The sequence below is a fragment of the Myxococcus sp. AM011 genome (assembly GCF_013372595.1).
Classification (GTDB): domain Bacteria; phylum Myxococcota; class Myxococcia; order Myxococcales; family Myxococcaceae; genus Myxococcus; species Myxococcus eversor.
This window is the reverse complement of sequence record NZ_JABXEM010000051.1, coordinates 1-19143: the sequence shown is the minus strand read 5'-3', so window position 1 is coordinate 19143 and position 19143 is coordinate 1. Positions and strand designations below refer to the sequence as shown.

At 70.4% G+C, this 19143-nt stretch carries 14 protein-coding genes; 4 read left to right on the top strand and 10 right to left on the bottom strand.

The window, feature by feature from the left end; all coding sequences use genetic code 11:
• Positions 1 to 146: 146 nt before the first annotated feature.
• The 9 genes from HUW62_RS13430 to HUW62_RS13390 form a co-directional block, all read right to left on the bottom strand.
• Positions 147 to 3398 carry a carboxypeptidase regulatory-like domain-containing protein gene (locus HUW62_RS13430; RefSeq protein WP_176434669.1) on the bottom strand — a complete coding sequence of 1084 codons (3252 nt, stop codon included), beginning with the start codon at positions 3396 to 3398 and terminating at the stop codon, positions 147 to 149.
• A gap of 71 nt (positions 3399 to 3469) precedes the next feature.
• Positions 3470 to 6754, bottom strand: coding sequence for an AAA family ATPase (locus HUW62_RS49655; RefSeq protein WP_176434668.1), 3285 nt, complete (start codon positions 6752 to 6754; stop codon positions 3470 to 3472).
• Positions 6751 to 8007, bottom strand: a complete 1257-nt coding sequence (locus HUW62_RS13420; protein WP_176434667.1) for a DNA repair exonuclease — start codon at positions 8005 to 8007, stop codon at positions 6751 to 6753. The genes HUW62_RS49655 and HUW62_RS13420 overlap by 4 nt, the downstream gene beginning before the upstream one ends.
• An 88-nt stretch (positions 8008 to 8095) precedes the next feature.
• A complete protein-coding gene (locus tag HUW62_RS13415) occupies positions 8096 to 11350 on the bottom strand; it encodes a carboxypeptidase regulatory-like domain-containing protein (RefSeq protein WP_176434666.1) in 3255 nt (1084 codons plus the stop codon).
• Positions 11351 to 11418: 68 nt separating this feature from the next.
• Positions 11419 to 11619 (bottom strand): hypothetical protein, encoded by a 201-nt coding sequence (locus HUW62_RS13410; protein ID WP_176434665.1) that lies wholly within the window; start codon positions 11617 to 11619, stop codon positions 11419 to 11421.
• Between the two features lie 130 nt (positions 11620 to 11749).
• Positions 11750 to 12619 carry a cyclopropane-fatty-acyl-phospholipid synthase family protein gene (locus HUW62_RS13405; protein WP_176434664.1) on the bottom strand — a complete coding sequence of 290 codons (870 nt, stop codon included), beginning with the start codon at positions 12617 to 12619 and terminating at the stop codon, positions 11750 to 11752.
• Positions 12616 to 13353 (bottom strand): hypothetical protein, encoded by a 738-nt coding sequence (locus tag HUW62_RS13400; protein WP_176434663.1) that lies wholly within the window; start codon positions 13351 to 13353, stop codon positions 12616 to 12618. The genes HUW62_RS13405 and HUW62_RS13400 overlap by 4 nt, the downstream gene beginning before the upstream one ends.
• Positions 13350 to 14705, bottom strand: a complete 1356-nt coding sequence (locus tag HUW62_RS13395) for a HAMP domain-containing sensor histidine kinase (RefSeq protein WP_176434662.1) — start codon at positions 14703 to 14705, stop codon at positions 13350 to 13352. Before HUW62_RS13395 ends, HUW62_RS13400 begins: the two co-directional genes overlap by 4 nt.
• A complete protein-coding gene (locus tag HUW62_RS13390) occupies positions 14702 to 15019 on the bottom strand; it encodes a hypothetical protein (RefSeq protein WP_217911304.1) in 318 nt (105 codons plus the stop codon). Before HUW62_RS13390 ends, HUW62_RS13395 begins: the two co-directional genes overlap by 4 nt.
• Before the next feature lie 385 nt (positions 15020 to 15404).
• Here HUW62_RS13390 and HUW62_RS13385 point away from each other — a divergent pair, with 385 nt between their 5' ends.
• Genes HUW62_RS13385 through HUW62_RS13375 form a run of 3 tightly spaced genes read left to right on the top strand, consistent with a single transcriptional unit; the run spans position 15405 to position 17920 of the window.
• Positions 15405 to 16304, top strand: coding sequence for a halocarboxylic acid dehydrogenase DehI family protein (locus HUW62_RS13385; RefSeq protein WP_176434661.1), 900 nt, complete (start codon positions 15405 to 15407; stop codon positions 16302 to 16304).
• Positions 16301 to 17200, top strand: coding sequence for an alpha/beta fold hydrolase (locus HUW62_RS13380; protein ID WP_176434660.1), 900 nt, complete (start codon positions 16301 to 16303; stop codon positions 17198 to 17200). The genes HUW62_RS13385 and HUW62_RS13380 overlap by 4 nt, the downstream gene beginning before the upstream one ends.
• A gap of 51 nt (positions 17201 to 17251) precedes the next feature.
• Positions 17252 to 17920 carry a hypothetical protein gene (locus HUW62_RS13375; protein WP_176434659.1) on the top strand — a complete coding sequence of 223 codons (669 nt, stop codon included), beginning with the start codon at positions 17252 to 17254 and terminating at the stop codon, positions 17918 to 17920.
• A 76-nt stretch (positions 17921 to 17996) separates the two neighbouring features.
• Here the strand turns inward: HUW62_RS13375 and HUW62_RS13370 are convergent, their stop codons facing one another.
• A complete protein-coding gene (locus HUW62_RS13370) occupies positions 17997 to 18731 on the bottom strand; it encodes an SAM-dependent methyltransferase (RefSeq protein WP_176434658.1) in 735 nt (244 codons plus the stop codon).
• Positions 18732 to 18913: 182 nt separating this feature from the next.
• On the opposite strand from HUW62_RS13370, the gene HUW62_RS13365 reads away from it, so the two are divergent.
• Positions 18914 to 19143, top strand: a 230-nt coding sequence (locus HUW62_RS13365; protein WP_176434657.1) for an alpha/beta fold hydrolase, incomplete at its 3' end; no start/stop codon positions are given.

The following is a 19143-nucleotide window of genomic DNA, read 5'->3' as shown; positions in this document are numbered from 1 at the left end:
ATGCCGAGTCCTCAACGTCGACCGCGTTTCAGGGCCTCCGCGCGCGTTCGAAGATGATGCGAGCCCTTGTACGAAGGTCTGGTTGTACGAAGGTCTCGCTCACTCCCTGTCCCTGTTGAGTGGAACGCGGGGCGGACGAGCGGGGCTCACTGCCTGACGGCCTGCCATTTCGGCGTCACGTCGCGCACCACGGTGCCTGTCTCGGGGATGTCGATGAGCTCGCGATAGCTGCCCCGCCAGTCGTTGGTGATGAGGAAGAGCGTCAGCTTTCCGGCGGGGAGGTTGCGGAAGGTCATCGTTCCCTCCTTGCCGACTTCATGTGGAAGGGAGCGTTCGCGCAGTGACGAGAGGTCGTAGCCCTGTTTGGGCCAGGGGTCTTCACCGGAGACGAGCGCCAGGGTGAAGAGCAGGGGGCTGTTCACGCGCAGCTCCAGGGTGGCGCCTTCGGACCGCGCCTTCACCGTGATGGAGACTCCACCGCTCGCGGGAATCTGGATGCGCTGCGAATGGTAGCTCTCCAGACCCCCTTCGCCAGCGGAGGCATTCACCCGGTAGGTGCCTGGCGCGAGGTCTCGCACGACGAAGGGGCCCTCAGCGGGGACCTCGATGCTGTAGGGGAACGACTCCGCTCCTTCGCGGTCCAGGAAGACGGTCGCGCTCGTGGGCCGACCCTTCGCGTCCAGGACGGAGAGCTCCACCCGCGCGCCCTTCTCCATGCGCACCGTGAGGTCCTCCTGGGAACCTGGAGCCAGGGTCAACTTCTTGGAGAGATAGCCGTGGGCCCGGATGTTCAGCGTGGCGGAGTGCTCGTCCACGCGAGCGATGATGAAGCGCCCATCCTTGTTGGTGTACGCCTGCGTCCAGGTTGTGTAGGGGTGGAGCCTCACGCTGTCGGAGTGTTCCAGGTCGGGGACGAGCAGGGCGCTCTCCACGGGGGCAGAGGTCTCCGCGTCCAGCACGCGCCCGGCCACCTTGCGTCCCGCGCTCATCCGAACCTCGCCCAGGTCCACCACCCCCGCGTCGTGAGGCACCTCGACCTGACGGAACACCGGCGCCAGGTCCTCCGCCTGGAAGATGACGGGCCGCGCGCCCGCGGCCACCACGTCCAACGAGAACTCACCTCGGGGATGCTCCACGACCTCCCGCATGACCCGGAAGCGCGTGAGGGGCTTGCCGTCCGGGCCCACCACGCGCCCGTGGATGCGCGCCTGTCGCGACATGACGAAGCGGACAGGGGGGCCGCCTTCATGGGCATGCAGTGAGTCGAGCCCGATTTCGCCGCCGGTGGACAGGTGGGGGGCGAGGCGGAAGGACTGCTTCTTCACGCGCAGCTCCACGTCCCGGCTCGACAGGTTGCGCAGCGTGAAGCGCCCGTCCTCCCGGGTCCGCGTGAGGAGCTCCACGGTGTGGTGGCGATAGCCCACGCGCCATGGGGGGGTGGAGTCCTGCGGAGGCTCGATGAAGACGTCAGCTCCGGAGAGTGGTTGTCCCTGGTTGTCCACCACGGTGCCCGACAGCGTCCAGCCTGCTTCGAGGCGCAGGTCCACGTGGGCCTCCTGCCGCTCTCTCAGCTCCAGGTGTCGGGTGGCGAAGCGCTCCACGGCGCCGGAATCGTGGAGGGCCTCGAGCACGTACTGTCCTGGCTTCATGCCCCCGAACGCGTAGTGGCCCTGTGCGTCCGTCCAGGTCTCGCTCAGCACCCCCTGCTCGGGGCTGTTCGTCGTGCCTTCTTCGGGAGGTTCGGTCGACAGGCGCACGCGGAGCCCGGACAGGGGCGTGTCCAGCTCGTCGAAGACCCCGCCGGAGACAGCGGCTCCTCGCTTCAGGACCCAGCGGACCTGTGTGTCGGGGGCCTGGATTTGAAGCTCCTCCATGCGGAAGCGAGGCTCGTCGAGGAGCTTCAGGAGGAAGGGCCCGGGCGTGGGGAAGTTCAGGTGGAACCGACCCTGCTCATCCGACACGGCTTCATAGGGCGCGAGGAGGAGCGTGTCGTCGGTGTCCTCGGAGGGAGGATTGTCGACGGTGATGTGCATGTCCGGGACGGGGCTGCCTGCTTCATCGACGAGGACCCCGTCGACCCAGAGCGGGGTGCGCAGCGTGAAGTCGAGCCGCTTCGTGCCAGGGCTCAGCTCCGCGACGGATTCGCTGGTGGGAAAGTGTCGCGGAGAGGTGAGCTCCAGCTCGTGGGGCGCGAGGGCGAGCGGGCCTAGGCGATAGTGGCCCGTGGCATCCGTGGTGGTCTTCACGTACCGCGGCTTGAGTCCGCGCTCCTGGAGTTGGACGAGTGCGCCCTCGATGGCGGCTCCGGCTTCGTCCTTCACGGTGCCTTCCAGCATGGCCCCGGGGCTCAGGCTCAGGAGGACCTCCTGCTTGGAATCATGGGTCCACATGGGGACCTCGGCCCTGCCGTGATGCTCGCCCTGGGTGGCCTCGAGCCGGAACAGACGCAAGGAGAGCGCCTCGAAGGTGAAGCGCCCCTGGGCGTCCGTGGTCTCCTGCTTCGAGGACAGCAGGGGAGGAGCGATGCCGCGCTCGTTGAAGGTGATGTCTCGCAGTTGGACTGTCGCGTGGGGGACGGGGGTGCCCTGTCGCATCACTCGACCGACGATGCGATGGGGGCGCAGGAGCTTCACGGGCTCGGCGAACACGGAGTCCTTGAGGTCGGGAATCCAGCCGTCCTTGGTGAAGGCGAGGGCGTAGTCTCCGACGGGCAGCGGGCCGATGCGATAGCGCCCGTCCGCGTCCGTCTCCACGTCGAAGAAGCGGGTGAAGCCTTGATGCACGGCCATCACCTGGACCTGGGGCAGGGCCGCGAGGTCCTCGTCGATGACCGTGCCTTCCAGGAACACGCCCTCTTCGAGTCGGAGTTGGAGTCCCTGCGTTCCCGCGACGACTCCCGGTTGCAGCCGCGCGCCTCGCGGGCCGAGGGCCCAGAGGGTGAAGGGTCCTTCGGGGAGCTGTTCGAGGGTGAAGCGGCCGTCCGTGTCCGTGACGGTCTCCGCGTACAGCGGGGCTTCGCCCTGGCGAGAGAGGAGCAGCTCCAGGGTGGTGGCAGGTTCCGTGAAGAAGCAATCCGCGAAGCCGTGACGGTCTCCACGACGGTGGGGCAGCACCTCCTCGCACGTCAGCTCGGAGAGCGTCTGATGTGCTTCGGAGCGGGTGGCGGAGATGCGGACTCCCGCGAGGGGGCCCTGGTCTCCGTGCACGATGCCTTGGATGCGCAGGGAGCCTTCGGCCCGTGGCGCGGGCGGGGGCAGGACGAGGCCCGTGCTTTTTCGAGGCGTGGAGGTTCTGCGCGGGGTGGGCGCATCCTCGGACTTCAGGAAGTAGGGCACCGCCAGCGTGCCCAGCAGTGTGAGCACTCCGAGGATGAGTGCCGACCGTCGCCACTTGTGCATGTCTCGTCCACTCGCCACGTCCGTGAGCGTAGCAGTGGAGGACCCCGGGCGCTGAGCCCTGGGGGCTCGATTCAGACGGCTCGGAGCGTGGCGGCGGAGTCTCTGGACTCCAGTGTTTGCGTCTGTGCGCCCTCTGCCTCGAACAGCTCGCGCAGCCAGGGGTGGCAGGTGAAGGCAATCACCTGTTGGTGTTCGGCGAGCTGGGCCAGGAGTTGGATGGCGCTCCGGGCCCGGCCGGGGTCGAAGTTCACCAGCACGTCGTCCACGATGAGCGGCAGCGCGCTCCGCGTCTCTCCGAAGTCGCGCACCACCGCGAGGCGGAAGGCGAGGTAGAGCTGCTCGCGGGTTCCTCGTGAGAGCTGGGCCGCGCTCCAGTCCCGCTCGCCGTCGCTCACGCGCAGCTCTCGCTCGTCACCGGCGGGGATGAACACGCGGCGGTAGCGCCCTTCTGTCAGCAGGGCGAAGTGCTCCGAGGCGAGCTGCACCACGCGCGGCTGCTGCTCCTCCTCGAAGCGCCGACGCGCGCGTCCCAGCAAGGCCAGCGCCAGCTTGTCCTCCGCGTAGCGCGTGGCGAGCTCCGCCACCTTCGCGCGCAGGGTCTCCTCCTGGATGCGCAGGCGCGCGAGCAGGTCGTCGTTCTCCCACTGCTCGAGCTGGTTCCGCGTGGCGCCCTGATCGGTGAGCACCTCCTTCGATTTCTCCTGGGCCTCCGCATGGCGCGCGCGCACCTGGCTCAACACCGTGCGCAGACCTTCTTCTCCGCCCAGGGCGCGCAGGGCCTCGCGAGCCTCGGTGTCGGACAGGCCCGTGCGAGCCTCGATGCGGTGGGCCAGTTCGCGCGCTCGGTGGGTGAGCTCCGCGTATCGGTGTGCCTGCACGGCGCGTCGACGGAAGGTCTCCTCGTCACCACCACCGCCCTCGGCGAGCAACGCGGAGAGTGAGGCCTCCTCCGTGCGACACAGCTCGTCGAGGCGGGCCTTCTCCTCGCGCAGCTCGCGACGACGCTCCTCCGCCGCACGTCGCTCTGTCTCCTGCTCGCGTGCTGTTTCCAGCGCCGCGTTCACTCTCATGACCACCAGGTCCATGGATTCCGATGACGCCGTGCTGCTCTCCTTCGATGAGGCGTTCGCGGAGCCACGCTCGTGTTCCATGCGCGGGAGGTTCGAGTCCTCGGACAGGCGCGTTGCTCCTGGCGCCACGTCCGTCGCCAGCGCTCGCAGTCGAGAGACCACGTCCGCGCAGGCCGCTTCATCGGCGGACAACGCCGCTTCGTCCGCGACCAGGTCCTGCCACCGTTGCCGCAGCGCCGAGGCATCGCGCCACAGGGCTAGCGCCGCCTGCGCGGGCAGCCCCACCGGAAAGCATCTCGCCGACAGGCACGCGGTCAGCTCCGTGCTCAGTGACGCATGTCGCGCCTCGTGCCCGCGCAGCAGTTCATCCGCCTGTCGTTCATCACGCAGGGCCAGGTCATGCGTGGAGCGCAGTGTGTCCCGCTCGCGTGACAGCGACTCGCGCCGTCCCGCCTGCTCCAGTGCCTCCGCCAGCGCGCTCTCGCGTGCCGCCATGTCCGAGGACGTCGCCGCCGGGGACAGCCCTGCCTCCGTCGCGGAGGCGAGCAGCTCCCGTCGCGCCAGCTCCTCGCGAGCCACGTACCCAGCGAGCTCGACACGCAGCCGTTCCTCTTCCTGCTTCCGCGACTGCTGCTGAGCCTCCCATGCTCCACGCTCCGCATCACGCGCGGACTCCACCTTCCGCCGGGCGAACTCCAGCAGGCCCGTCAGCACCAGCCCACCCACGAGCCCGAGCACGCCCACCACCGTGCCCCCGAGCAACCACGCCGCCACCGCGAGCGTCACCGCCACGGCCGCCGCCACTGGCACCAGCCACACCGGAATCACCGGGCTCGAGGAACTCGGAAGCTCCGTCACCGGCCCTCGCAGGCCGTCAATCCGCCGCCGAGCATCCATCTTCTGCTCACCCAGCCGCTCCAGGTCCGCGCGAGCGACGCGCATCCGCGCCAGCCCCGCCTGCTGCTGTCGCACCTGCGCCGGCCGGACGTCCGGAAGCTCCGCGAGCTCCAACTCCGTGCGCGCCAACACGCCCTCCACCCGCTCCCGCTCCGAGCGAGCCCGAGCCAGCGCCCCACCCACCTCGCGCCGCCCCGTCTCCTCCACGTCCAGCCGGGACGACAGCGCCTCCAACCCCGCGCGAGCCCCCGCGCTCAAATCCAGCGCCACCAGCCCCGGCCCATCCACGCCGAGTCCCAGCTCCTCCAGCGCCGACTCCACCTGTCGCCGCTTCATCCCCAGCGCCGCGCGTCGCGCCGGCAGCGCCCGCACCAGCTCCGAGCGCTCCGAGTACGCCGCCACCGCGGCCCGCAGCGCCTCCTCCCGTCCTCGCACCGGCGACGGAGCGGACAGCCGCTCCAGCTCCGCCTCCGTGAAGCTCAACTGCTCCGCGAGCCGAGCCACGTTCCCGCGATGGGTCCTGCTCCGCTGGAGCGCATCCTCCAGGCGCGCCTCACCGCCCTCGGGGAACGTCTTCAACGAAGGAAGGGACTCCAGCTCCGCCCGGGTCGTCGCCAGCGAGGAGACATCCCCCAGCGCCGACTCCAGCCGGGCCAGTCGCTCCAGCTCGCGACCGTCCTCGCGCAAGCGCGAATCCAATCCCCCCAGCTCCACGCCGAGCGACTCCAGCCGCTCCCGCTTCGAGAAGTAGAGCGCGGGCCGGTTGCCCACCTCGCGAAGCTGCGCCTGCACCTCCTCCAGTTCACGCAGCTTCACGTTCAGCTCGGGGTTCGAGCCGTTCGGCTTGTAGAGCTGCTCCGCGTTCTTGCGCAGCGACGACATCGCCTCCGGCAGGCGCCGAGCCCCCCGCATGCTCGCGGCGACCAGGGCCTCGGAGGCGCCGCGCTCCTCGGTGAGCTGCTCGAACCCCGCCAGCTCCTCCAGCCGGAAGGCGAAGACATCGAAGAACAGCTCGCGCGTGACATGGCCTCGCGCATCCTTCAGGCGCTCCTCGGACACGGCATCGCCGTTCGGCCCGAGCACCGTCAGCGTCTCCGACTTCCTTCCCTTGGGCGCCGCCATGCGCCGCACGAGCAGTGGTCCCATGCCCGTGGAGAGTCGAAGCTCTCCGCCGAAGGGAGCATCGTCCTCTGGAGGCGCGTAGCGCTCCGGACTCCCGCGCTTCTCGAAGCCGAACAACACTGCGCGCAGGAAGGCGAGCAGCGTGCTCTTGCCCGCCTCATTGGGTCCGTAGAGCAGATGCAGTCCGGGCCCCAACTCCAACGTCAGGTCCGAGAAGTGCCCAAAGCGCCGCACTCGCAGCGTGTCGATGCGCAACCCTGGCTTCATGCCCCCTCCTCTTCTTCGTGAAGCGCCTCCACACCCAGCAGGCTCGCGCGGGAGACCCACTCCATTCGGGGCACCTCCAGCACATCCACCCCCAGGCGCTTCAGCCGCTGGCCCAGACTGCCCAGCGCTTCCTGCTCCCACAGTCGCGCCAGCGCGACCGGGTCTTCCTTCAGCGAACGTGCTTCTTCCAACAACGTGCGCGCGAAGCCGCCCTCCGCCTGGAGCGCTTCCCAGTCCAGCTCCGGACGACTTCCATCCCGCAGCGACTCCAGCAGCACCGGCGGATGTCCCTGTGCCAGCCGAGCGCGCAGGTCCGCCTCCAACTGCACCAGCGCTCCGGGCCGCGCCAGCTCGCGATGCAGCGGCCCGCGTCCCGTCAGCACCAGTCGCACCGCGTGGCCATCCAGCTCCCGCGCGCACGCCACGTCCACCACTTCTCCCACCGCGCCCAGCAGCGCATCCAGTGTGGCCACGCCCGTCAGCGACACCTCCAGCCGATGCCAGCGCACCGTGTCCACCGGCACGAAGCGCCGCCGCATGCCGCCGTCCTCCACCTCCACCAGCACGCAGCCGCGCTCGCCTGTCTCCAGCGCGTGTCGCCCCTGCGGATTGCCTGGGTACACCGCGATGCCGCCACCGGGCAGCATCAGCTCGCTGCGCGTGTGCACGTGCCCCAGCGCCCAGTAGTCCAGTCCTCGCGCGCCCAGGCCCGAGGGCGTGCAGGGCGCGTAGTTGGCGTGCCCCTCCACGCCGCCCAGGTTCGCGTGCAGCAGGCCCACGCTGAAGCCATCCCCGGTGCGACGGAAGCGCGCGGACAGGTCGTCGCGCACCTCCACGTCCGGATAGGAGATGCCCTGCACGCGGCACAGCCGTCGTCCCTCGCGCCGCACCTCCGCCTCTTCCCAATCCGGACCGAACACCTTCACGGAAGCAGGCAGCCCCAGCGTCCCGGTGTCGCCGCTGAGCGGATCATGATTGCCGTGGACGATGAAGGACTCGATGCCCGCGTCGTGCAGTCGGCCCAGCTCGTGCCGCAGCACCAGCCGCGCGCGCACCGAGCGGTCCTTCACCTCGAACAAGTCTCCGGCCAGCAGGAGGAAGGCGACGCGCTCGCGCAAACACAGGTCGACGATGCGCGACAGCGCGTGGAAGGTGGACTTCTGGAAGCTCCCCAGCAGAGGGCCTTGAGCAGCCACGCCACGGAAGGGAGTGTCCAGGTGCAGGTCGGCGGCGTGGACGAACTTGAAGTGCATGTCGAGCCCCGCACCGTATCCGAAGCACGGCGAGGAGCCTGCTTTCCACCCCGCAGCTCCCGCGTGCTGTCAGGCAGGCAAGAGGCGCTCACTTCGACGCGACGTCGAGCCTCCTCCAGGACGGCTGTAGGGTGAGTGACATCGTCCCTCCCGCCGGGATGTCCAGCTCCTCGGTGTGGAAGCGACCGGGCATGGTGGACGTGTGGAAGAAGACGGTGACCCTGCCCTCGGGGACATGGGTGAAGGTGACCTCCGGGTCGTCCTCCTTGTACGTCCAGGGGACGCCCTGGAAGATGAGGTGGCGCAACGCCGGGAGGGTGCTGGGAGGCGGCACGCTGCCGGGCACCAGCCCCAGGCCCACCCCTTCTTGCGAGGGTAGGCGCAGCTTCACCGTGGCACCGCCCGTCGTGGGCAGGAAGGCCACCGACAGCGCCCCGCGCTCGGGCAAGTCCACGCTCATCGGCTGGAAGTCCGGGAGTGGCTCATTGCGCTGCCGCGCCGTCAGCCGGAGCGCGTAGCGGCCGGGCTCCAGGCCGCGCAACTCAGCCATGCCCTTGCCCAGCTCGAACAGGCCTTCAGCTCCGCCGGGTCCCTGGTAGCTGATGAACCCGTCCACCGGACGGCCCTGTCGGTTCCGCGCCGTCACCTTCACCCGAGCGCCGGACTCCATCCGCGCCGTCACCTTCTCCTGCGTGGCGGCCACCGGAACGAGCAGCTCGCGGTAGTGGCCTTCGTGGCTCATCCGGAGCGTGTGGGGGCCGGAGGCCACCTTGTCGAGATAGAACTCGCCATCGTCGTTCGTGCGCGCGCCGGCGAGCTGGCCACGCTGACCGTCCTCGTCAGGCTCGGCGTCGAGGCGGACCGTGACGCCCTTCACCGGCGCGCCTGTCTCCGCGTCGAGCACCAGGCCCTGGACGTAGCGCCCCTCCTCCAGCCGTAGCTCTCCCAGGTCGACATCCGCCACGTCCACGCCGCCCTTCACCGCGCGCGTCACCTTGGGCTGCTCGTGGACGCTGAAGAGGTACTGACGGGTGATGGGCTGCTCGTGGAGGGGGACGGTGAAGGTTCCGTCCTCGCTCTTGATTCGCGTGTCCCCGACGGAGAAGTCGCGCTGGGGCGCGCCGTCCGCTCCGAGCAACCGTCCCCGGATGTGGGGGCGGCGACGGAACACCAGCCGCACCTGCTTCGTGTCTGCAGTGACGTGGACCTCTTCGTCTCCAGGCACGATTCCCGAGCAACGCTCCGGCAGCAGCTCATGGCCTGGCTTGATGGCGCGCAAGGAATGGTCGACGGGGCCCAGGCCGCGAAGGACGAAGCGCCCCTCCTCATCCGTGAGGACACCGAACGGTGTCTCGTTCCTGTCCTCACCCATCTCGATGAACTTGGGACCGTCGTCCCTGACGAGAGACCGGGCTCGCACGGTGAGGCCCTGGACCGGCCGGCCCGTGGTGTCGACGGCGATGCCCTCCAGTGAGTGCTCCTCCTGGAGCCGCAGCTCCACCTTCGTCACCGTGTCGGCAATCAGCTCCACGTCGGCCCAGGCCCTCCGGTCCACGCTGGAGGACTTCTGTTTCGCCTCCACGCGATAGCGCCCCGGATGGATGCCCTTGCGGCGGAAGTGGCCCTGGTCATCGGTGCCCTGCGTCTCCAGGAAGCGCTCCTCCTCGTCGTCATGGTCTTTCGGGAGCACGTTCACGATGAACCGCGACAGCGGCAGGCCCCGCGCGTCCGTCACCGTGCCCTCCAGTGTCGCGCCCGCGCTCAAGGTGAGCGTCACCTCGCGGCCAGGGGCCTTCACCACCACGGTCTCCTCGACGTAGTCCTCGCTTCGCGCCGTGATTTTGTAGGAGCCCGCTCGGGTGGCATCCATCACGAAGAAACCGTCCCGGTCCGAGAAGGCCGACTCCTGCGGCTCGTAGTCCAGGGGGCCCTCGATTCCCACCGGCTCCATCGCCAGGGGCACGCCCGATATCGGCTGGCCCGCGCTGTCCACGACGCGACCGGTGATGGTCTGCGTGCGCTTCAGCGTGAAGTCCCGAGGGCCCATGCCGAGGCTCAGCTCGTGCTCCTGGCCCATCGTCAAATCCACATGGCCGCGAGCCTCGACGGTGAACTCCCAGTGGCCGGGCTCCACCGGGCCCAGACGGTAGCGGCCGTCCGCCTCGGTGACGGTCTCCAGCTCCTCCCGTCCACCTCGCGAGAAGCGCGCCTTCACGCGCGCCCCCTCCACCCTGCCGCGCGCGTCGTCGAACACCGTGCCTTCGACGTGGAGCGCCTCGCCCAGCTTCAGCACCATCTCGCGCGGAGCGTCCGAGTGCAGCACCACCCGCGCGAAGGCATACCGTCCATCGTGCGCCACGGTGAGTGCGTACGCGCCCGTGCTCAGGTCGAGCGCGAAGCGTCCCTCCTCGTCCGTCTTCGTCCGGGGAACCGGGGCCCCGTCGTACATGGCGGCGCGCGATGCCCGGACCTCCACGCCCGGCACGGGGGTTCCGTCGGACAGCACCCAGCCGTGAATCACGCGGGGCCGATACAGCATCACCTCCCGAGGGTCGTCGGCGTACCGGTCCGGCTCGAGCGAAGCCAGCCAGCCCTCCTTCGTCGCGAGCACGTGGTAGCTCTGGCGGGGCAGGGGGCCCACCTTGAAGTGGCCCTGTTCATCCGTGCTCGTGTCGAAGAAGCGGGTGTGGTGCATGCTGACCGCCGTCACCGAGGCGCCCGCCAGCGGCTTGCCGTCCCCGAGGACGCGGCCCGTCAAGAACCACGGCTGCGCCAGGGTCAGCTCCACGTCCTGGCTGCCGGAGGGCACGGCGGGGCGCAGCGCGGCGCCCTTCTCGGAGAGCGCGAGGAGGGTTTGAGGACCCTCGGGAAGTCCCTCCAGCACGAAGACGCCGTCGTCGCCCGACACGGCCTCCGCGTGGATGGGGGCCTCGCCCTGTCGAGCCACCAGCAGCGCGGTGAGGGTGTCCTCCACCTGCGGCAGACACGAGGGGAGCTTGCGCTGCCGCTCGGGCGCATCGTCCAGGTTCTCCCAATAGGGGAGGAACTCCTCCGGACAAGGGAGCTCCGACAGCGTCTCGCCCGCCTCGGGCCACGACGCGGAGACGCGGGCGCCCGTCACGGGACGACCCAGCGAGTCCACCACGGTGCCGCGAATGGACCGTCCCGCTCCCCGCGTCGCGTGCGTGGCCGCGGACGTGCGCGGAAGCGAGTCCTCCGGTGCACGTCGGGGCGCTGAAGTGACTTCAGGCACAGGGGCCGGACGTTCGGTGCTTCCGAGCAACCACCACCCCAGGAGCGCGAGCATCCCCGCGATGATGCTCCCCCACATCCACCCGCGCATGATGTGCTCCGGCTGTCCGACGTCGAGTCGTCAGGATAACAGCCGGAGCCCACCTGTCGCGGCGAGGGCTACCGCACGGTGCCTGCGTCCGTGCCCTGCATCTGCGGCTGGCCGGAGCCGCCGGTGCCCTGGTGCTGCAGGGCGTCCTTGTTATTGCCGGAGCCGCCCATGGCCCCCGAGTTGTCCTCCCGGCTCCGCTCCCGGCACCCCGTCATCGTCAAGGCCGCCGCCACCGCCACCACCGTCATCCATCGCGTGAAAGTCCTCATCGCGCGTACCTCCCCTTTTGAAGACTCGCCCAAGGCTGAGGACGCGCCGCGTGCATCGCACGTGTCCGGGCGTGCTTGCCTTCTCGGCAGCCCCTGGCCGGAGGACAGGCGCGGTGTCGACTCGCGGCCGTCAGTCCTCGCGACGCAGCACGAGCAGCGCGTACTCCAGTCCGCCATCCATCAACGCCTGCTGGAGTCGCAGGTGCTCGCGGCGGGACTCGCCGCGTGCGAGGACGCGTGACGGAGGCTGGCCAGGGGCCGCGAAGCGCTCGTGCGCGAGCAGCTCCAGCGTGAGGGACCAGAAGCCCACCACGCGCGCGGACACGTCGTCGCGGACCTCCAGCTCCAGGCCCGCGGCGTGCGCGGTGGACAGGTACTCGTCCAGGGAGCCGATGCGCGTGCGCCAGTACCGGTCGAAGGGCGCGGCCAGCTCGGGGCGGCCGAGGAAGCAGTCGGCGATGGCCACCACGCCTCCGGGCCGCAAGAGCGCGCGCACCCGGCGGAACCACTCCGCGCGCGGCAGGTAGCTGCTGCTCTCCACCGCGACGACGGCGTCGAAACAGGCGCGGCCCGGCACCGCGAGCGCGTCACAGTGCAGGGCCTTCACGCGCGCGCCCACGCCCTCGATTTCGGCGAACGTCCGCACCAGCTCCACGTGCGTGGCCACGTTCGTCACCGCCGTCACCCACGCCTGGTGCTCGGCGGCCCAGTACAGCGCGCCGCCGCCCAGGCCACAGCCCACGTCCAGCACGTCGCCCCCGTTCGGGAAGCGGCCCACCGCGCGCGCCAGCTCCGCGAGCAGCGCCTCCTGCGAGGCATGGACGCGCTCGCGCACGAGCGGCTCCGGCTCGCCCGGGGGAGGCACGTCGTCCACCAGCCCCGCGTGGAAGTGGATGCGGGGTCCGGGCCCGTAGCGACGGAGGATGCGCTCCGTCTTCTCCTCATAGTAGGCGGCCACCGCGTCATGACGGGCCTCGCTCCGCGTGGGTTCCGCCCTCATGACTCCACCTCCGGAAGTATCGGTTCGATGCGGCGCAGCGCCGCGTCCAGGCAGCGCAGGTCCTCGGCGCGAAGTGCCTCCGCGGCCTGCCTGCCCCACGCCACCACCGTGAGCCTGTCGGCCGCGGGCATGGAGGTGAAGCGCGTGTCGCGGGAGCGGATGTCCTCCGCCACGTGCGCGGCCATGCCCAGGCTCATGCCCACCGACACCGCGCGCTCCTCCAGCCGCGTCCCCGCCCAGAGCACGCGCAGGTACGCGGCCCACTGCCGCCCGGCGATGCCCTCCGCGACGCGGCGGAACAAGGGCGCGTTCCACTCCCGGGCCCGCACCTCCAGCGCCTGCGGTCCCGCCGCCTGGGCCAGGAGGCGCGCGCTCTCCTCCAGCGCGTTCAAGGACACGAGCGCGCGAGGCTCGGCCAGCGTGGCCCAGGCCAGGTTCTGCAGGAGGAACTGCGTGCACGGGGCCACGCGCACGGGCGCGTCGTAGTAGGTGCAGTCGCCGTCGATGAGGTCGTCGGCGAGGTTGCCCGCGCAGAAGCTGAAGAAGAGGCCCACGCCGCGCGCCGTCAGCACGGGGCGCTCCAGTCCTGCCTCCGCGCCGGCCTCGTAGAACAGGGGCAGCGGGCCTGGCTGGGCGGCCTCCAGCGCGGCGAGCGCGTCGTGCTCAGACTCCTCGGGCAGCTCCAGTCGCCGCAGCACCCGCAGGGCCTCTTGATAAAGGGCTCCTCCGCTCATCGGTACTCCCTGGGCAGGAACAGGCGCAGCAGGGCTCCGCCGTCCGGGGCGTTGCGTCGGTACAGCATTCCGCCGCTGGCGCGCAGCAGGCACTCACTGGTGTACAGGCCCAGGCCGGTGCCCTCGGGCTTGGACGTGTAGAGCTCCTCGGCGGGGACGTTGAGCAGCGCGGCGGGGAAGCCCGGGCCGTCGTCCGCGATGACCACCTCCAGCCGGCCACTGAGCGGCTCCACGCGGGCCTGGATGCGCACGCGCGAGGCGCCCTGCTTGCCGTCCCCCTCGCAGGCGTTGAGCACCAGGTTCTCCACCACCCGCCGCAGCGTGGTGGCCCCGCCGCGCATCAAGGCGCGCATCGGCTGCCCCGGCTCCACCGCCACTTCGATGTCCACGTCCGGGAAGCGCAGGCCCACGCTGGTGCGCACGCCCTCCAGCAGCGGCGTCAGCTCCACCGGCTCCGGCTCCGAGCCGACGTAGCGCCGGCCCTTCGCGCGAATCTCGGAGACCATGTCGCGAATCTGCGTGAGGCTGTCGTTGAGCGTCTTGACCAGGTCCTCGAAGTCCCCCCGAGCCAGCGCGTTGCGCTGCACGCCCAGCACGGCCAGCATGTCCGCCGCGGTGCCCGCCGACATGAGCGCGCTGTCCAACTCGTGGTGGTAGCCGAGGATTTCTCCCAGCGCGCGCGACAGCCGCCCCACGTCCTGCTCCTGCTGCTCCAACAACTGTGCCTGCACCGCGGCGCGCAGGCGTGCCGCCTCCGCGCGGGCCTTGTCGTGCTGCACGGCGAAGGTGCCCAGGTACAGCTCCGCGGTGAGCGCCGCGGGGCCGATGACGCCGAACAACACCAGGTGCTCGCTGCTCTCCATGAGGGGCAGCGCCGTCACCAGCGCCAGCGCCGTGCCCAGGGCCACGAAGGGCTGCTTCGGTGTGACCCGGTGCAGCCGGCCGTGGAACGCGGTGGTGAAGAGGAAGAGGGAGGTGATGACGGTGGCGCCCTGCAGCTCCGACATCGCCATCAGCGCGGCGAGGAAGAAGTGCAGCGACGTGACGCCGAGCAGCAGCCACAACCAACCCCACGTCTCGATGTGACGCCGCTTCCGGTGCACCGAGGAGAAGAGCAGCCCGCTGACGAGCATGGGCGATGCGCACAAGAGGCCGTCGAAGAAGGAGATGCCGAAGAGCGTGCTCGCGCCAGGGGCCCACGCGACGGCGGCGAGCACCGCGAGCACCACGGTGGTGAGCGCCCACCAGGCGCCCACGCTCGCGGCGGAGAGCACCTCGGCGCTGTCCTGGGCGCGCGTCCAGTGTCGGAAGGAGGCCGTGATGGCGGCGGCGCCCGCCGCGCGTGGACTCATACGGTGGTGGACAGGGTGCAACCCGCCACTCGCTGGAGCTCGTTCACCTCGCGCGTGGCGTCGTCGACGCGCTGACGCAGCTCCTGGACCAGCCGGGGGTGGCCTCGTCGCGTGACGCGGACCTCCACCTCGCCACCGGCCAGCAGGTGGTGCAGCGCCTCCATCACCGGCTCCAGCGCGGGGTTGAGTCCCACCGCGCCACCCGGGCCCTCCACGGCGCCCAGGTCCTGGATGCGCTGGAGGTAGTCGCTCACCGCGCCGACGAGGGGGACGCTGACGAGTCGTGGTCCCCAGGTGTCGTTGTCGCTGCTCATGTCGTCTCCCCCGGGCGCCGCATGGCGTCCTCTTGGCGATGGTGGCGCGCGGTGCGGGTCGCCCGTGGGGAGCTGCTTCGAAGTGGCCGTCTACGAGACAGGTGTCGAAGCCACATGCTGGTTGCCCCCCGCGAACCAGGCAGGCGCGACTCCTTCGTCGCGCGAGAGGAAGCAAAGCGAGCCGTCAAGGACGGAGTCAAACGGACCTCGGCCCGAGTGTTCTTTAGTGTCCGGCGGCACCTCCCTCCAGGGGGGCGAGGTGGTGGGGAGCCGACGCCAGGCCCGCGCGGAGCCTGCCCTGGGGGCGGGGACTTCCGGGCGGCCGGGCCGCGCGGGGAGGTGTCCACGCCGCCGCGCCGTTCCCACCGTTGCCGGGGGTGCCGGCATGGCCAGGGTGAGACAGGTGAGCGAGCACGGGGCGGAGGGCGGTGTCGAGCGCGTCTACCACGAGCTGCGGCAGACGCTGCGCGTGACGGGCGTGGACGTGTCCTTGCGCACGTGGGCGGCGTACCCGCGCTTCTTCGTGGCGATGTGGGAGGCGATGGGGCCGAACGTGGAGACGCGCGCCTTCGAGGAGGCGGCGCTGGGGTTGTGGCAGGAGGTCCTGGACTCGACGGTGCAGTGGGAGGTGCTGGGCGCGTGGAACGCGGCGAAGCTGGGCAAAAGCCAGCGCTTCCATGCGCGCGGCGCGCTGGAGCTGTGCGAGGCGATGCATCCCCGCGTGCTGCTGATGGTGTCCGCGGTGCGGATGGCGCTGGAGGGGCAACTGGTGGGGCAGGCGGACGCCCTGGGCACGTCGGAGCGACTGGAGCGCGGCATCCCCTCGCGCATGGCGGCGATGGAGTGGGTGGTGGAGAAGCCCGCGGACCCGGCGCTGCGCTCGCTGTTCGCGGACATCGTGAAGACGGTGGGGCCGCCGGGCGTGCCGGGCGAGTACCGCGCGCTGGCGTGCTGGCCCTCGTACCTGGAGACGGCGTGGCGCCGGCTGAAGCCGCGCATGAAGGACGAGGACTTCCAGCAGGCGGCCGACAGGTTGTTGGAGTCCGCGCGGCGGCGGGCTCGGGGGCTGCCGTACCCGGTGGCGCTGAGCCGCGAGCGGGTGGCGGCGCTGGGGGAGAACGCGGACGCGGTGCTGAAGGTGACGCAGGCGCTGGAGCGTCGCTCACCGGCGTTGTTGTTGAACCTGTCGCGGATGGTGCAGGACGTGCCGGACATGTTGCGGCAGCCGATGCCGGGCGCGTCGCGGCTGGTGCCGGACTGGGTGGCGGCGGAGGAGCTGCGATGAACTGGCGCGAGTGGCAGGAGCGACAAGAGGTGGCGGAGCTGGGCAACCGGTTCCTGAGCTACGTGGACTGGGGCTCCGGGCCGCCGGTGGTGTTGCTGCATGGCATGCCCACGTGGAGCTATCTGTGGAGTGGGATTGCGCAGGGGCTGGCGGTGTCGAACCGGGTGCTGGCGCCGGACCTCTTGGGCTACGGGTTCTCCGACAAGCGGGACAGGTTCGACCGCTCGATAGCGCGACAGGCGGAGGCGGTGGAGGCGTGGCTGGACCGCCTGGGCGTGGTGGACGCGACGGTGGTGGGGCACGACGTGGGCGGCGGCGTGGCGCTGCAGCTCGCGGTGCGCTTCCCCCGGCGGGTGGCGCGGCTGTGTCTGATGGACAGCGTCTGCTACGACGCGTGGCCCAAGGGGTTGATGGCGCAGTTGGGCACGCCGGGGATGGCGCGCAGGCTGACGCCGGAGCGGCTGACGCGCTTCCTGACGCCGGCGCTCAAGCGCAAGGGCTTCGCGACGCCGCAGACGGCGGAGCTGCTGGAGGGGTTGCTGGCGCCGTATGCGACGGAGGTGGGGATGGTGTCGCTGTCACGCGACGCGGTGTCGCTGAACACCAACCACACGCTGGAGCTGGCGTCGAAGCTGAGTCACCTGGCCGTGCCGACGCTGGTGTTGTGGGGCGAGAAGGACGGCCTCTTGCCCGCGAAGTTCGGCGAGCGCCTGGCGTGGGACATCCCCGGCGCGCGGTGGATGAAGGTGCCGCGAGCGGGGCACTTCGTCATGTGGGACGCGCCGCACGCGGTGGCGATGGAGTTGTTCGGCTTCCTGGAAGGGGCGTCGCCGGTGAGCCATGTGACGCGGCGCTCGGTGGCGGAGGAGGTCTGGGGCTCGGCGGCGCCTGTCTGACGGAGGAAGTTGGCGCTCGCTCCCGGGCCGTCGTCGCGCTAGAGGCGCGGGATGCGTGACCGAATCCAGGCGGTGCTCCGCCAACTGGCCCATGCGCCCGAGCTCGAGGCTCGCTGGCTGCACACCCTGTCCCTCATGGAGTTCATCGGAGCGCGGAAGATTTCGCGCACGGTGGCGGACCGTCATCCCTCGCTGGAGGTGCTCGGGCACCTGTCCGACGAGACGCGCCACGCGTTCGCCTTCAAGCGCCTGTCGGCCGAGGTGGCCGGCGGTGAAATCACCACGTTCCTCTGTCCGGAGGCGGCGGGGCGCTACTTCCAGGCGCTGGACCACGAGCTGGCGACGTGGGCCACCGCGCACACCGGCAAGGCCGACGTGTACCTGCACTACCTGCTCACCACGACGACGATTGAGCGCCGCGCCATGGTGCTCTACCCGCTCTACAAGGCGGCCTCGCGCAACGCGAGCGTCCGCGAGGAGCTGGGGCGCGTCGTCACCGAGGAGCAGGGCCACCGCCGCACCATCGAGGACGCGTGCGTGGAGCGCCTCTCCGCGGTGGGGGCCTCGCTGGACGAGGCGCTGGCCCTGGAGGAGCGCCTCTTCGGAGCGTTCATCTCCGAGCTGGAGCCAGTGGTGGCGCGGGAGCTGGCGATGCTCCAGGTCCCCTCGGTCCTCGCGTCTTCCGAGGGCGCGGTGCGGGCGCCTTCCGTCGTGAAGTAGGCTTTCGCGCGGTCGTGAGCTGGAAGGGCCAGACGCTCGTCGAGGAGGAGAAGCGCCTGGAGAAGCGGGACGTGGACTACGACAAGGCCTGCGCCGGGGAGTCGCTCGTCACCAGCACGAGCTTCCCCTCGCGCCACTCCGCGCGCAGGTTGCGGGCCTTGCGCGCGCGCTTGCGGCTCAGCTCCACGCCCACCGCGTCCAGGCCCATGGCGTTGGCCACGGCCAGCGCGGTGCCGTGGCCGCAGAAGGGGTCCACCACGGTGCGCGTGGAGGTGTTCTCCAGGATGAAGCGACAGGCGAGCTGACACGCGTCCACGCCCATGCCGCGCGTCCACGTCACCTCGCCCGCGTCCGCGAGGACATCCGCGGTGGACTTCGCCAGGTCGGGCCGAACGCCGCGCGAGAAGCACAGGAAGTGGGAGTACGCGGGCCGGCCATACGTCACGGTGCCGGGAGTCCGGCGACAGACGACCTTGTGCCAGAGCAGGCCCAGGCCCGTCTCTTCAGCGGCGCGCGAGACGAGGTAACCCTTGTCGACCCAGAGGCCTTCGTCCTTCACGTCCGTCTGGTAGAAGATGGCCACGCCGTCGTCGGGCACGCGCGTCATCACCAGCGCCGCCGCGCGGATGAACCACGCCTTCCACTCGGGCAGGGACAGCGAGGGGAACTCTGACGCGTCGGGCAGGGACGCCACCGCCGAGCACCCCGCGAGCACCGGCTGGGCCGAAAGCCACGTCAGCGCGTCCTCGCAGTGCACCGTGCGTTGGGCCTCGTGTCGAGTGCCGCCCGTCCCGTCCCGTTCATCCGCCATGAGGCGGCGGACTCTGCCAGAGCGGGGCGCTGTTACGTGAGGGACGCTCCCCGCGCCAACCCCACTCATACCCACCGCGAACTCCTACATGGGCCCCTGGAACTCTCCGGAGTGTCATGGCTTGCTTTCGCTCCTGCACATTTCTTCAATACTGCTTTATCCTTTTCGTCTGAGGAGACGACATGAGCACGACTTCCGCATCTGACGGGACTTCGCTTCACTATCGCGTCGTAGGCGAGGGACCGCGCACGGTGGTGTTGGTGCATGGGTGGATGGTGTCGGGTGCGGTGTGGGACTCGATGGTGGAGCGGCTGGACGTGGCGGGGCTGCGGCTGGTGATTCCGGACGCGCGCGGCACGGGGCAGTCGGGGAAGTCGGCGGACGGGCACTCGGTGGAGGGGTTGGCGAAGGA

Excerpts from the sequence above, each read along its gene's own strand:
- HUW62_RS13430 (WP_176434669.1), bottom strand. The coding sequence starts at position 3,398 with ATGCACAAGTGGCGACGGTCGGCACTCATCCTCGGAGTGCTCACACTG.
- HUW62_RS49655 (WP_176434668.1), bottom strand. The coding sequence starts at position 6,754 with ATGAAGCCAGGGTTGCGCATCGACACGCTGCGAGTGCGGCGCTTTGGG.
- HUW62_RS13420 (WP_176434667.1), bottom strand. The coding sequence starts at position 8,007 with ATGCACTTCAAGTTCGTCCACGCCGCCGACCTGCACCTGGACACTCCC.
- HUW62_RS13415 (WP_176434666.1), bottom strand. The coding sequence starts at position 11,350 with ATGCGCGGGTGGATGTGGGGGAGCATCATCGCGGGGATGCTCGCGCTC.
- HUW62_RS13410 (WP_176434665.1), bottom strand. The coding sequence starts at position 11,619 with ATGAGGACTTTCACGCGATGGATGACGGTGGTGGCGGTGGCGGCGGCC.
- HUW62_RS13405 (WP_176434664.1), bottom strand. The coding sequence starts at position 12,619 with ATGAGGGCGGAACCCACGCGGAGCGAGGCCCGTCATGACGCGGTGGCC.
- HUW62_RS13400 (WP_176434663.1), bottom strand. The coding sequence starts at position 13,353 with ATGAGCGGAGGAGCCCTTTATCAAGAGGCCCTGCGGGTGCTGCGGCGA.
- HUW62_RS13395 (WP_176434662.1), bottom strand. The coding sequence starts at position 14,705 with ATGAGTCCACGCGCGGCGGGCGCCGCCGCCATCACGGCCTCCTTCCGA.
- HUW62_RS13390 (WP_217911304.1), bottom strand. The coding sequence starts at position 15,019 with ATGAGCAGCGACAACGACACCTGGGGACCACGACTCGTCAGCGTCCCC.
- HUW62_RS13385 (WP_176434661.1), top strand. The coding sequence starts at position 15,405 with ATGGCCAGGGTGAGACAGGTGAGCGAGCACGGGGCGGAGGGCGGTGTC.
- HUW62_RS13380 (WP_176434660.1), top strand. The coding sequence starts at position 16,301 with ATGAACTGGCGCGAGTGGCAGGAGCGACAAGAGGTGGCGGAGCTGGGC.
- HUW62_RS13375 (WP_176434659.1), top strand. The coding sequence starts at position 17,252 with ATGCGTGACCGAATCCAGGCGGTGCTCCGCCAACTGGCCCATGCGCCC.
- HUW62_RS13370 (WP_176434658.1), bottom strand. The coding sequence starts at position 18,731 with ATGGCGGATGAACGGGACGGGACGGGCGGCACTCGACACGAGGCCCAA.